Here is a 13336-nt window from a genome sequence, read left to right as displayed (position 1 = left end):
GGTTGCGCGCCGGGGCTTTGCCCTCGGTCCGCGCGGGATGTCTGGACGGCCCTGGGGCCGTGCTGTGGGATGGCCCTGGGGGCCGGTACGTCAGACAGAAAGGGCCGGAGGAGCTCGGGGCGCATTGGCGCGGGCGCCGCGCAGCGCGGGGGCGACCTGATCGCCCGTCCGTGGCGTGGCCAGGGCGAAGATCAGACGGGTTTCCGCCCCGGTCAGCCGGGGCTGCTCTGCCTTTGGCAGGGCGTGGCAGAAGGGGCAGTGATGCCCCATCCCCGCCTCGTCGTCGCACAGCGACTCATAGCCCGCATCCAGGGCCAGCACGCTTTGCGCCCGGGCCATCTCGTCGGCCGAGGGCGCCATATGCGCGGCCGACAGCAGCGCGCCCCACGCCAGCAGAAGCGTGAGCAGCACAGCAGACAGAAGGCGGCCGGTTGCGGGTCTCATGCCCCGTTCCTAGCCGGTTGCGGCGCGCCGGGGAAGTCCCTCAGCGCGGGGCGCCTCCTTCTGACGCAGGGGAGGGTCTGGGCGTTTCGGGGGCATCGAGGCTGTTCAGCACCTTGCGCGCCAGGGCGTGGAACTGGGCGGTCTCCGCCTCCGTGAGGCCCGACAGGATCTCGGGCTGGGCCGCGACCACCACCGGCAGGGCGCGCGCCAGGGTCTCGGCCCCCGCCTCGGTCAGATGGACCGAGCGGGCGCGGCGGTCGGTGGCGCTGACCTCGCGCCGCAGCAGGCCCTTCAGCACCAGCCGTTCGATGACCCCGCCGATTGTGGCCCGGTCATAGGCAATGCGGCTGGCGATTCCCGCCTGGTCGATGCCCGGCGAGTCGCGCACCGCGCCCAGGGCGGCGAATTGCACCGGCGTCAGATCCAGTCCCGCCGCCTTGGTTTGCGCCTGGAACACCGCGGCCGAATGCTGATGCAGCCGCCGGATCAGATGCCCGGCCATCGCGCTGATATCCATAGGTGTCCCTCCTCATGTCTTGCCCGGTGCCCACCCCGGTCCGGGCAGTCTAACGCATATGATATGTGGGCACATCATTTTCTTGACCAAAGATAGATAGTGTGCATATCATATGTCAGCTTACTAAAAGATGGCTTCATGCTCTGGGAGGAGAGATGCAGTTTCACCTGAACGGATTCCGCCCCGGCGATCCGACGATCGCCCATCCTGTGGAAGAGACCCCGGTTCATCGCCCGCTGCCCGCCGAGGTGGACGTGCTGATCGTCGGCGCCGGGCCCACGGGTCTGGTCCTGGCCGCGCAGCTGGCCGCCTTCGAAGGGATCACCACCCGGATCATCGAACAGAAGCCGGGCCGCCTGATGGTCGGCCAGGCCGATGGTATCGCCTGCCGCTCGATGGAGATGTTCGAGGCCTTCGGTTTCGCCGATGAGATCGCCCGCGAGGCCTATTGGGTCAATGAAACCGCCTTCTGGAAACCTGATCCGGCGGATCCCTCGCGCATCGCGCGCTCGGGGCGGATCCAGGACACCGAAGAGGGGCTGTCGGAGTTCCCCCATGTGATCCTGAACCAGGCCCGGGTGCATGACCGCTTCCTTGACCGGATGGCCAAGGGCCCCGCGCCGGTGATCCCCGATTACAACCGCCGCCTGGTGGATCTGGTGCGCGACGACGATTGCGAGCACCCGCTGCTGGTGCGCGTCGAAAGCACCGACCCCGCCCGCGCGGGCGAGGTCGAGGAGCTGCGCGCGCGCTATGTCGTGGGCTGCGACGGCGCCCGCAGCAAGGTGCGCGAGAGCATCGGGCGCGAGTTGAAGGGCGACGCGGCGAACCAGGCCTGGGGCGTGATGGACGTGCTGGCGGTGACCGATTTCCCCGACATCCGCCTGAAGGCCACGGTGCATTCCCAGGACCAGGGCAACCTTCTGGTGATCCCGCGCGAGGGGGGCTACATGGTCCGCCTCTATATCGAGCTGGACAAGCTCTCGCCCGAGGAACGCATCCGCGACAAGGGGCTGAAGGTCGATCACCTGATCGCGGCGGCGGGGCGGATCCTGCATCCCTATACGATCGACGTGAAAGAGGTCGCCTGGTGGTCGGTCTACGAGATCGGCCAGCGCCTGTGCGACCGCTATGACGACGGCGCGCCCAACCGGGCGCCGCGGGTCTTCATCGCCGGGGACGCCTGCCATACCCACAGCCCCAAGGCCGGGCAGGGGATGAACGTGTCGATGCGCGACGGCTTCAACCTGGGCTGGAAACTGGCCGCCGTGCTGCGCGGCCAGGCCGATGCCTCGCTGCTGGAGACCTATTCCAACGAGCGCCAGGGCGTGGCCCAGATGCTGATCGACTTCGACCGAGAGCTGGCCACCATGTTCAGCGCCCGCCCGAAGACTGGCGAAGAGGACGCCGAGGGCGTCGATCCGGCGGTCTTTCAGCAGTATTTCCAGCAACATGGCCGCTTTACCGCCGGCACCGCGATCCGCTATGCGCCGTCGCGGCTGGTCGGGGCCGACAGCCATCAGGCCCTGGCCTCGGGCTTTGACATCGGGATGCGCTTCCACTCGGCCCCGGTGGTGCGGCTGGCGGATGCCAAGCCGATGCACCTGGGCCACGTGGTGCAGGCCGACGGGCGCTGGCGCCTCTTTGCCTTCGCCGACCAGGCCGACCCGACCCGGTCCGACAGCGCCCTGTGGCGGCTTTGCGACCGGCTGGAGCGTGACCCGTCTGCGGCCCTGCGGCAGATCACGCCCGAGGGCGCGGATATCGATTCCGTCCTCGACCTGCGCGCCGTGCTGCAACAGGGCCACCGCAGCCTGAACCTGCCGCAGCTGCATCCGCTGTTGCGCCCGGGCAAGGGCCGCTACGGGCTGATCGACCAGGAGAAGGTCTTCTGCCCCGACCTGAAGGCCGGGCCGGACATCTTCGACGCCCGCGGCATCGACCGCCGCCAGGGCGCTATGGTGCTGGTGCGCCCCGATCAGCATGTGGCCCATGTGCTGCCGCTGGAGGGGGTGGACGAGCTGACGGCCTTCCTGATGGGTATCTTCCGCCCCGCCCCGGGGCGCTAGGCCACCCCGGCCCCGGTGGTCAGGCCCCGGGGCCTGACGCCGGGGTGCGTCACCTATCCGTTTGGCTAGGGGGCCTATCCCTCGGCGTTTCGGCTGACACGAATTAGCACCTGAAAAGATGAGTTGAATCCGTCAGATATGGGGGCAGGATCCGCCTTGCGGTAGACGCCCGACACCCTGTGCCGGGGCGAGGGGATCCCGGCGAAAAACACCTCACAGGCTGCCGGATCCGGCGACGGAGCGGCGGCGCGACACACACACACCGCAAGGTCTTTTCGCCGCAGAACAGGAGCCGGGTCGGCACAGCCGACACACACACACCGATGTGTCGATCCGGCTCACAAGCTCCCCGGGCGATATCCCGCGCAACCCACAGCGTAGCCCGGGACCCGGACCGGCGGAAGTCCCACCGCCGGTCCGGACAGCTTGTACCCCGCGTGTCTTCCGACCTGTCCGCGCAGCCACTGACTTTTCAACGGTCCGCGATTCCACTAGCCTGCCCGGCAGGAACGACAGGAGGCGCCCCATGGAAATGAGTGACAGCCGCGTGATCCGCGCGGACAAGGCAACGGTCTTCGCGGCGCTGCTTTCGCCCGAGGTGCTTCAGGAATGCGTGCCCGGCGCGCAAGAGGTGACCGGCACCCCCGAAGAGGGGTTCGCCGCCGTGGTGGTGCAGAAGGTCGGCCCGGTGAAGGCCACCTTCAAGGGCCAGGTCACCGTCTCTGACATCACCGAGAACGAGGCCCTGACCCTGGCGGGCGAGGGCAAGGGCGGCGCCGCCGGTTTCGCCAAGGGCGGTGCCAAGGTGCGCCTGACCGAGGTCGAAGAGGGCACCGAGCTGAGCTACGAGGTCGAGGCCAAGGTGGGCGGCAAGCTGGCGCAGCTTGGCTCGCGCGTGGTCGACGGTTTCGCCAAGAAGATGGCCGATCAGTTCTTCACCCGCTTCCAGGAGGTGCTGGAAGGCCCCGCCGAGGGCGAGGCGGTCGAGGGAGACGAGGCCCCGGTCTCGGAGGCCGAGAAGAAGGGCTGGCTGTCGCGTTTGCGCGGCAAGTAGGACGCCTGGTCGCCGCTGCGCCCGGGGCGTGGCGCGAAGAGGTGCGACACGATTGTGTGAAATGGCACAGTGAAACCCGGGGCGGCCCGGGCTACCTGATGCCACAGCGGCGGGCCCCCGGGGGCCCGTTTGCCTTTCCGGTCCTGCCCCAGGGCAGGCCGCGCAACCGAGATAGAGGGGAGGGCCGCATGGCAGCGATCCTGGAAATCCGCGATCTGCGGAAAGTCTATGATGGCGGGTTCGAGGCGCTGAAAGGCGTCACGCTCGACATCGAAGAGGGCGAGATCCTGGCCCTGCTCGGCCCCAACGGGGCGGGCAAGACCACGCTGATCTCGACCCTGTGCGGCATCACCGAACCCACCTCTGGCAGCGCCAAGGTGGGCGGCTACGACATCAAGGCCGACTTTCGCGAGGCGCGAAAGCTGATCGGCCTGGTCCCGCAGGAGATCAACCTGGAGCCCTTCTCCTACGTGGAATCCAACCTGCATTTCTCGCGCGGGGTCTTCGGCAAGCCGCGTGACAAGGCCAAGGTCGAAGAGGTGCTGCGCAAGCTGGCGCTGTGGGACAAGCGCGCCAACCGGGTGCGCGAACTGTCCGGCGGCATGAAACGCCGGGTGCTGATCGGCAAGGCCCTGGCGCACGAGCCGCGCGTGCTGTTCCTGGATGAACCCACGGCGGGCGTCGACGTGGCCCTGCGCAAGGAAATGTGGGACGTGGTGGCCGAGCTGAAGAAGCAGGGCGTGACCATCATCCTGACCACCCACTACATCGAGGAGGCCGAGGCCATGGCCGACCGCGTCGCGGTCATCCGGGGCGGCGAAATCCTGATGGTCGAGAAGACCGCCGACCTGATGCGCCGCCTGGGCTGCAAGGGACTGACGGTCGATCTGCGCGAGCCGCTGACCCAGATCCCCGCCCTCCTGGCCGAGTACGATCTGGAACTGGCCGAGGATGGCCTGTCCCTGACCTATCGCTATGACACCCAGGCCGAGCGCACCGGCATCGCCGGGCTGATGCGCGCCTTTTCCGAGGCCGGCATCATCCTGAAAGACCTGCACACCAGCCAAAGCTCGCTGGAAGAGATCTTCGTCGGTCTCGTCGAAGGAGAAGGAGAGGCGCAATGAACCTGCGTGCCGTCCAGGCCATCTACATGAACGAGATGCAGCGGTTCTTCCGCACCATCCTGCAAAGCTTCGTCTCGCCCGTGATCTCGACCTCGCTGTACTTCGTGGTCTTCGGCGCCGCCATCGGCTCGCGCATCGAAACGGTCGAGGGCGTGTCCTATGGCGCCTTCATCGTGCCGGGGCTGATCATGCTGTCGGTGATCATGCAGTCGATCTCGAACGCCAGCTTCGGGATCTATTTCCCCAAGTTCACCGGCACGGTGTTTGAACTGCTGTCGGCGCCGATCAACTTTCTGGAAATCGTCATCGGTTTCGTGGGGGCGGCGGCGACCAAGGCGCTGTTCATCGGAATGGTGATTCTGGGCACCGCTGCGGTCTTCATCGACCTGACGATCCTGCATCCCCTGGCCATGGTGCTGTTCCTGGTGCTGACCTGCCTGGCCTTCGCCCTTCTGGGCTTCATAATCGGCATCTGGGCGAAGAACTTCGAGCAGCTGCAACTGGTGCCGCTTCTGGTCGTGACGCCGCTGGTCTTCCTCGGCGGCTCTTTCTACTCGACCGAGATGTTGCCGCCGGTCTGGCAGACGATCACCCATTTCAACCCGGTCTTCTACCTGATCTCGGGCTTCCGCTGGGCCTTCTTCGGGGTGGCCGACGTTGCCGTGGGCTGGAGCCTTCTGGCCGTCGCCGTCTTCTTCACCATCTGCCTGGGCCTGGTGGCGCGGATCTTCCAGACCGGCTGGCGCATCCGCGACTGAGGCGGGGCGCATGACGGATCGAAAGGGGGCCTTCGGGCCTCCCTTTTTCATGACCCTTGCCTGGGCATGTGCGTCCCCGCAGACTGGGGACCACCAGGATGAAGGGGCAGGGGATGACGATCACCACGGGACATGACGGCGACGAATCCGCCTTTCGCGCGCTTTTCCGGGCCAGCTTCGGGCCCGAGGAAGGGCCGCTGATCGGCGATCTGGTGGGCGATCTGCTGGCCCGTACGCCCGCCCCCGACCTGCGCGTCTTTCGCGACCTGCGCGACGAGGGGCCGGTGGCCGGGGGGATCTTTACCCGGCTGCGCTTTGCCGAGGATCCGGCGGTGGTCTTTCTGCTGTCGCCCATGGCCGTGGCCCCGGGCTGGCAGCGGATCGGCATCGGCCAGGCCCTGCTGCGCCATGCGCTGGACGCGCTAAAGGCCGAGGGGGTCGCGGTGGTGATGACCTATGGCGATCCGGCCTTCTACGGCCGCCTGGGCTTTGCGCCCGTGACCGCGGCGCAGGTGCCGCCGCCCTTGCCCCTGTCGATGCCCCAGGGCTGGATCGGTCAGCGCCTGACGGGCGGCGGCGCGCCGGTGCTGCGAGGCGCTTCGCGCTGCGTGGCAGCCCTAGACCGGGCCGATATCTGGTAGCAAAAGGGGGCCGTGTGGCCCCCCTTCCCTTGTGCTGCGCGGGCCGCCTGGCTCACAGCCCGAAGACAGGCCCCGCCAGCAGGTACATCGCGCCAAAGACCACGGCGATGGAGACGATGTTCAGCAGGAACCCCGCCTTCACCATGTCGCTCAGGTGCATCTCTTCGTAGGAAAAGACGATGGCATTCGGCGGTGTCGCCACCGGCATCATGAAGGCCATCGAGGCGCCAAGGGCCACCGGCACCATCAGAAGTTCCGGCGCGACTCCCAGGCCCACGGCCACGGCGCCCAGGATCGGCAGGAAGGTTGCGGTCGAGGCGGTGTTCGAGGTGATCTCGGTCAGATAGACGATGACCCCTGCCACGATCAGCACCAAGAGCCACAGGTTGATCCCCTGAAGGCCCGCCACCCCGTCGCCGATCCATTCGGCCAGCCCGGTGGCGCTGAAGGCGCCCGCCAGGGCCAGGCCGCCGCCGAACAGCATCAGCACGCCCCAGGGCAGGCTGCGGGCGATGGACCAGTCCAGCACAAAGCCCTGATCGCGGCCCACGGGAATGGCAAAGAGCAGCAGCGCGGCGGCCATGCCGATACCTGCATCGTTCAGCGGCAGACCCAGGAAGCTGCGGGTGATCCAGAAGAAGGCGGCGGCGCCGAAGACCACGGCCACGATGATCTCGCCCCGGTCCATGCGGCCCAGCCGCTGGTATTCCTCGTCGATCACCGCATTGACCCCGCCCAGATCCAGCCCCTGCATCGGAAAGACCACGCGGGTCAGCAGCAGGTAGGCCACCGGCAGCATCACCAGCACCACCGGCAGGCCGATCAGCATCCACTGCATGAAGCCGATCTCGATCCCGTAGGTTTCCCCTAGAAGCCCCGCCAGCAGGGCGTTCGGTGGCGTCCCGATCAGCGTGCCGACCCCGCCGATGGAGGCCGAGAAGGCGATCGACAGCATCAGCGCCACGCCGAAGTTGCGCACCAGGGCGCGGTCCTTGACCTTGGCGGCGACGAACTCGATCACCGAGATGCCGACCGCATACATCATCACCGCCGTCGCGGTGTTGGAGATCCACATCGACAGAAAGGCCGTGGCCAGCATGAAGCCCAGCACGATCCGGGTGGGGGTCGAGCCGATGGCGCGCACGATGGTCAGGGCGATCCGCCGGTGCAGGCCCCAGCGTTGCATGGCGCCGGCCAGGATAAAGCCGCCGAGGAAGAGGAAGATCAGGTGGTTCCCGTAGTTGACCGTGATCGCGGGCACCTCCTGGATGCCCAGAAGGGGCATCATCGGAATGGGCAGCAGGGCGGTGGCAGGCAGGGGGATCGCCTCGGACAGCCACCAGATCACCATCCAGACGGTCAGGGCCACCAGGCGCCAGGCCTCGGGCGCCATGCCCTCGGGGGCGGGCAGCAGCGACAGGACCACCGTGGCCAGGGGGCCAAGGATCAGCGCGGCCAGCTTCCACGGCTTGATCGGTTCGATCGGGTCGTCGTGCGGCGGGTGGTTCGGGTCCGACTGGGCCTGAATCTCACGTTCGGTGGGCGGCGTTCTCATGCGTCACTCTCCATGGCGTTTTGCCGCTTTAGAAGTGCCGCTGCATCAAAGCGCAAGGGCGCGGCGGGCGGGGCAGGGCGAAAACCGCCCCCTCGTGCAGTTGTGAGCGGCAACCGGGCAGCCCGCACCCCTAGCGGCCGGAATGGAAGTGGTCGTAGATCTTTTCCGCCAGGCTGCTGGAGACCCCGTCGACCGCCTTCAGGTCCGCCAGATTGGCGCGGCTGACCGCCTTGGCCGAGCCGAAATGCGCCAAGAGCGCGCGTTTGCGCGCCGCGCCGACGCCCGGCACATCGTCCAGAGGGTTGGCCATGTTCGACTTGGCGCGCTTGGCCCGGTGGGTGCCGATGGCGAAACGGTGCGCCTCGTCGCGCATCCGCTGCACGAAGTAGAGGACCGGATCGTTCATCTTAAGCGCGAAGGGGCGCTGGCCGGGGCGGTGGAATTCTTCCTTGCCGTGGTCGCGGTCCACGCCCTTGGCGACGCCCACCATGGGCAGGTCAGGCACGCCCATCTCGTCCAGGATCTCTTGCACCGCCGAGACCTGGCCCGCGCCGCCGTCGATCAGCAGAAGGTCGGGCCACATGCCCTTTTCATGGTCGGGGTCTTCCTTCAGCAGCCGCTTCAGGCGCCGGGTCAGTACCTCTTTCATCATGCCGAAGTCATCCCCGGGGGTCAGCTCTTCGCCACGGATGTTGAACTTGCGGTATTGCGATTTCAGGAACCCCTCGGGCCCGGCGACGATCATGCCCCCCACGGCATTGGTGCCCTGGATATGCGAGTTGTCGTAGACCTCGATCCGTTCGGGCACCTTGTCCAGGCCAAAGGCCTCGGCCAGACCTTTCAGCAGTTTGGCCTGGGTGGCGCTTTCGGACATGCGGCGGCCCAGGCTTTCGCGGGCGTTGCGGGCCGCGCCCGCGATCAGTTCAAGCTTTTCGCCCCGCTGCGGCACCAGGATCTCGACCTTGCGGCCCGCCTTGTCGGACAGCAGTTCCTGCATCAGGTCGGTGTCCTCGATGTCATGGGACAGCAGGATCTGCCGGGGCGGTTCCTTCTGGTCGTAGAACTGGCCCAGGAAGGCCTGCATCACCTCGGCCTCGCTGATGTCTGCTCCGGTGCGGGGATAGAAATCCTGGTTGCCCCAGTTCTGATGCGCCCGGATGAAGAAGACCTGCACGCAGGCCTGTCCGCCCTCCATATGCAGGGCCACCACATCCGCCTCGGCGGTGGAGCGCGGGTTGATGCCCTGGGTCGATTGCACCTGGGTCAGCGCCTTGATCCGGTCGCGCAGGGCGGCGGCGCGCTCGAACTCCATCTCTTCGCTGGCGGCCTGCATCTCGGCGGCCAGCTTTTCCTGCACGTCTGTGGACCGCCCCTGAAGGAAGCGTTCGGCATCGGCCACGGTGGCGGCGTAATCCGCCTCGGAGATATAGCCCACGCAAGGCGCGCTACAGCGCTTGATCTGGTACAGCAGGCAGGGCCGCGTGCGGCTGTCGAACATCGAATCCGAGCAGTTGCGCAGCAGGAAGACCTTTTGCAGCTGGTTCAGCGTCCGGTTCACCGCGCCTGCGCTGGCGAAGGGGCCGTAGTAGGCACCCTTGTCCTTCTTGGCGCCGCGATGCTTGCGGATCTGCGGAAAGGGCGTGTCCTTGGCCACCAGGATATTGGGAAAGGATTTGTCGTCGCGCAAAAGCACGTTGTAGCGCGGCTTCAGCTGCTTGATCAGGTTCTGTTCCAGCAGCAGCGCCTCGGTTTCCGTGCGCGTGGTCAGGAACATCATCGAGGCGGTTTCGCGGATCATCCGGGCGATGCGCCCCGAGTGCCCGGTGGGCCGGGCATAGCTGGAAACCCGCGCTTTCAGGTTGCGCGCCTTGCCGACGTAAAGGACCCGGCTGTCGGCATCCAGCATCCGGTAGACGCCGGGCGAGCTGTCCAGCGTGGACAGATAACCCTGGATCACGGCCCGCCCGCGCGGCCTCGAGGCGGCGCTGTCGGTCTCGCTGCTGCTGTCGGTTTCCTGGTTCATACGACTCCGCCTCGATTCTCGGATCGCCTGCAAATTTCCGCCTGCGGTGACAAGAGGAAAGCTTTCCCCGCATTCTGTGGATAACTCCGGGGATAGTATTCAGACATCCAGAAAAAACCCTTGTTTCGCGGCCTCTTCCTTGAGTTGACTAAAAATTGTGCGGATTTTCAAGGTGTTGATTTCGCACGAAAATTTTTATTCATAAGGGCAAGCGACTGAAAACATTGAGGTTTTGGTAACGGATTTGTAAAGCCCCTGTGACAGGTGCAAAACTTTGTCCGTGTCCGGTTATTCTACCCCCTGAACGTCCGGTGTTTTCCAGGCCAGATGCTGCCCGCCGTCGGTGCAGATCAGCTGCCCCGTCACCCCTTTCGCCCCCAGGAAATAGCGCAACGCGCCGCAGATATCCTCGGGGTTCGAGCCGCGTTCCAGCACCGTGTTGGCCCGTTGCGCGTCGAAATGGGCCTGGCTTTGCCGCGCGCCGCGCAGGGTCGGGCCGGGGCCGATGGCGTTGACACGCACGGCGGGGGCCAGGGCCTGGGCGGCGGTCTGGGTAAAGGCCCAGAGACCCATCTTGGAAATCGTGTAGGACATGAATTCGGGCGTCAGCTTGTGCACCCGCTGGTCCAGCATCTGGATCACCAGCGCCCGCGCCTCGGGCTCGCCCATGCCGTCGGTCACGGGGGCCGGGGCCTGGGCGGCGAACAGCTGCGTCAGCAGGAAGGGCGCCCGCAGGTTGACCTCCATGTGCCGGTCCCAGCTGGCGCGGTCGGCGCTGGCCAGATTGTCGTAGTCGAAGACCGAGGCGTTGTTCACCAGGCAGTCCAGCGGCCCGCCAAGGGCCGCGGCGGCCTGGCCGATCAGCGGCGCCACCTCGGCCTCCTGGGTCATGTCGGCGCGCAGGGCCACGGCCTGACGGCCCAGGGCGACAATCTCGGCCACCACCTCTTCGGCGGCCTCGGTCGAGCCGTTGTAATGCACCGCGACGTCATAGCCTTCTTCGGCCAGGGTCAGGGCCATGGCGCGGCCAAGGCGTTTGGCGGCTCCGGTGACGAGGGCGCGGGGCATGGGGCTCTCCTCTGGCGGGGTCAGGTCAGGACAAGAAGGATATACAGGCCATATAGCGCGGTCAGCCCGATGCCCCACAGCCGCGTGATGTCACGGCGGAAATAGACGAAGGGGATCAGCAGCAGCGAGGCGCCCAGCATGACGGCAAAGTCGAACTCCAGCTCGGCCAGGTCCACCGGGATCTGCCCGAACAGCGAGGTCACCCCGATGATCGCCAGCAGGTTGAACATGTTCGAGCCGATGACGTTGCCCAGGGCCACATCGGCCTGTTTGCGCAGCGCCGCCATCACCGTGGTGGCCAGTTCCGGCAGCGAGGTGCCCAGGGCGACCAGGGTCAGGCCGATCACCGTCTCGCTGACGCCATAGGCGCGGGCGATCTCAGAGGCGCTGTCGACCAGGATCGAGGCGCCCAGGGGCAGGCCGATCAGGCCCAGCACCAGGTAAAGGGCGATCTTCCATCCGGGGATTCCGGGGTCGGCCCCTTCGATCTCTTCCAGATCCTCCTCGGCCGCCGCCGCCTTGCCGTCGCGGCGATGCGCCATGGCCTCGCGCGCCTGGTCCATCAGGATCAGCACCAGCACCGACAGCAGCACCACGCCCGCCAGGAAGTCGTAGCGCCCGCGCAGGCCCAGCAGGATGAACAGCAGCGAGCCGCCGATCATCAGGGCATAGCTTTTGCGGGTATTGCAGTGGCTGGTGTGCATGGTGGCCAGGATGGCCGGTATGCCCAGCACCAGCAGGATATTGGCGGTGTTCGAGCCCACGACATTGCCCAGGGCCAGCCCCGGCTTGCCGCCCAGCACCGCCTGAAGCGAGATCAGCAGCTCGGGCGCCGAGGTGCCGAAGGCGACGATGGTCAGGCTGACCAGCAGCGCCGGGATGCCCACGCGCAGCGCCAGGTTGACGGCGCCCCGCACCAGCATGTCGCCGGCCAGTAACAGGATGACAAGGCCAAGAACGGCCATGAGCCAGACGAGCATTCGCGGATCAACTCCCTTTGCGGTGGTTCGCACCGGTCTTGCAGGGGCAGGGGCCCTTGCCGATCCGGTGCCGCCCGCAATCGGGGCAGGTCCCGGAGGTGCGGCGGGCCGGTTTCAGGGCATCGCTGCCCAGTTTGCGCAACAGCGACAGCTTGCCGAACATCGCCAGCACGGCCATGCCCACAAGAAACAGAAAGACGATCTTCAGGATCATGACCGGCCGGGCCCTTCGCCTCGGGGGCGCCGCAGGGGACGCGGGGCGGGGCTCAAAGCCCGAACCGCGCGTAGGCGGCGCGTTCTTCCAGGGTCACCATCGTGTCCCCCAGCACCGAGGCGCCCAGGCGCTGCATCCAGCCGCGCTTGCGCCCGTAGACACGCAGGCGCACGTCCTTGCCATAGCGTTCTTCCAGCACCGGGATCAGGTGGCCGATGGAATCGGCCAGCCCGAGGTCGACGGCGGCGCGGCCCAGCCAGACACGGCCGGTGAACAGGTCGGGGTCGGATTTCAGCCGGTCGGCGCGGCGCGCCTTTACATGGGCGATGAAATGGCCGTGGATGTCGCCCAGCAGATCCTTCAGCCGGGCCACGTCCTCTTCCTTCTCGGGCTGGAACGGGTCCAACATGCTTTTGCTTTCGCCGGCGGTGTAGATGCGCCGTTCGATCCCCTGGCGGGCCAGGAAGACATGCGCCCCGAAGCTGGAGGAGATGACCCCGATCGAGCCCAGGATCGAGCTTTCGTCGGCGATGATCTCATCCCCCGCGCAGGCCAGCCAATAGCCGCCCGAAGCCGCCACATCCTCGACAAAGGCCAGGACCGGCACCTTTTTCTCGTCCGCCAGGCGGCGGATGCGCGCGGCGATCAGCGAGCTTTGCACAGGCGAGCCGCCGGGCGAATTGATCACCAGGGCCACCGCGGCGGGCTTGCCGCGCCGGAAGGCGCGTTCGATCACCGGGGCCAGGGCCTCGTCGTTCAGGGGCGCGCGGTTGCCGGTGGCGATCATGCCGCTGAGGCGGACCACGGCCACCGTCGGGCCGCGCTTCTTGAGGGGGTTCCAAACTGCCATGGGGGGCATGTAAGGCGGGGGTCTGCGGCAGGCAAGGCT

General features: G+C 66.9%; 13 protein-coding genes. 5 read left to right on the top strand and 8 right to left on the bottom strand.

The features are described 5' to 3' along the window. Positions 1-90: 90 nt before the first annotated feature. Both ACRARE_RS02170 and ACRARE_RS02165 read right to left on the bottom strand, forming a co-directional pair. Positions 91-444, bottom strand: coding sequence for a hypothetical protein (locus tag ACRARE_RS02170; RefSeq protein ID WP_432654765.1), 354 nt, complete (start codon positions 442-444; stop codon positions 91-93). 40 nt (positions 445-484) lie between these two features. Then, positions 485-961 carry a MarR family winged helix-turn-helix transcriptional regulator gene (locus tag ACRARE_RS02165; protein ID WP_432654764.1) on the bottom strand — a complete coding sequence of 159 codons (477 nt, stop codon included), beginning with the start codon at positions 959-961 and terminating at the stop codon, positions 485-487. A 155-nt stretch (positions 962-1116) separates the two neighbouring features. Here ACRARE_RS02165 and ACRARE_RS02160 point away from each other — a divergent pair, with 155 nt between their 5' ends. The 5 genes from ACRARE_RS02160 to ACRARE_RS02140 all read left to right on the top strand — a co-directional run bounded on the left by ACRARE_RS02160 (position 1117) and on the right by ACRARE_RS02140 (position 6607). Further along, positions 1117-3030, top strand: coding sequence for an FAD-binding monooxygenase (locus ACRARE_RS02160; protein ID WP_432654763.1), 1914 nt, complete (start codon positions 1117-1119; stop codon positions 3028-3030). A 526-nt stretch (positions 3031-3556) separates the two neighbouring features. After that, positions 3557-4084 carry an SRPBCC family protein gene (locus ACRARE_RS02155; protein WP_432654762.1) on the top strand — a complete coding sequence of 176 codons (528 nt, stop codon included), beginning with the start codon at positions 3557-3559 and terminating at the stop codon, positions 4082-4084. A gap of 188 nt (positions 4085-4272) precedes the next feature. Continuing rightward, positions 4273-5208, top strand: coding sequence for an ABC transporter ATP-binding protein (locus ACRARE_RS02150; RefSeq protein WP_432654761.1), 936 nt, complete (start codon positions 4273-4275; stop codon positions 5206-5208). Next, a complete protein-coding gene (locus ACRARE_RS02145) occupies positions 5205-5966 on the top strand; it encodes an ABC transporter permease (RefSeq protein WP_432654760.1) in 762 nt (253 codons plus the stop codon). Before ACRARE_RS02150 ends, ACRARE_RS02145 begins: the two co-directional genes overlap by 4 nt. 113 nt (positions 5967-6079) lie before the next feature. Next, positions 6080-6607: a GNAT family N-acetyltransferase gene (locus tag ACRARE_RS02140; RefSeq protein WP_432654759.1), complete on the top strand. Its 528-nt coding sequence runs from the start codon at positions 6080-6082 to the stop codon at positions 6605-6607. A 52-nt stretch (positions 6608-6659) separates the two neighbouring features. Here the strand turns inward: ACRARE_RS02140 and ACRARE_RS02135 are convergent, their stop codons facing one another. The 6 genes from ACRARE_RS02135 to ACRARE_RS02110 form a co-directional block, all read right to left on the bottom strand. Next, positions 6660-8162: an SLC13 family permease gene (locus tag ACRARE_RS02135; RefSeq protein ID WP_432654758.1), complete on the bottom strand. Its 1503-nt coding sequence runs from the start codon at positions 8160-8162 to the stop codon at positions 6660-6662. 130 nt (positions 8163-8292) lie between these two features. Next, complete coding sequence (gene uvrC, locus ACRARE_RS02130; protein WP_432654757.1) at positions 8293-10185, bottom strand: excinuclease ABC subunit UvrC; 1893 nt, start codon at positions 10183-10185, stop codon at positions 8293-8295. A 288-nt stretch (positions 10186-10473) separates the two neighbouring features. Beyond that, positions 10474-11253, bottom strand: coding sequence for an SDR family oxidoreductase (locus ACRARE_RS02125; protein WP_432654756.1), 780 nt, complete (start codon positions 11251-11253; stop codon positions 10474-10476). A 20-nt stretch (positions 11254-11273) separates the two neighbouring features. After that, positions 11274-12233 carry a calcium/sodium antiporter gene (locus tag ACRARE_RS02120; protein WP_432654755.1) on the bottom strand — a complete coding sequence of 320 codons (960 nt, stop codon included), beginning with the start codon at positions 12231-12233 and terminating at the stop codon, positions 11274-11276. A gap of 7 nt (positions 12234-12240) precedes the next feature. Beyond that, positions 12241-12447 (bottom strand): hypothetical protein, encoded by a 207-nt coding sequence (locus tag ACRARE_RS02115; protein ID WP_432654754.1) that lies wholly within the window; start codon positions 12445-12447, stop codon positions 12241-12243. 52 nt (positions 12448-12499) lie between these two features. Further along, entirely contained in the window at positions 12500-13297 is a 798-nt protein-coding gene (locus ACRARE_RS02110) for a S49 family peptidase (protein ID WP_432654753.1), read from the bottom strand. Between the last annotated feature and the right edge of the window lie 39 nt (positions 13298-13336).

The organism is Pseudooceanicola aquaeponti (assembly GCF_050897975.1).
In the GTDB taxonomy this organism is placed as follows: domain Bacteria; phylum Pseudomonadota; class Alphaproteobacteria; order Rhodobacterales; family Rhodobacteraceae; genus Pseudooceanicola.
Note: the sequence above shows the minus strand (reverse complement) of the source record. Positions and strands in the feature narration are given on the sequence as shown.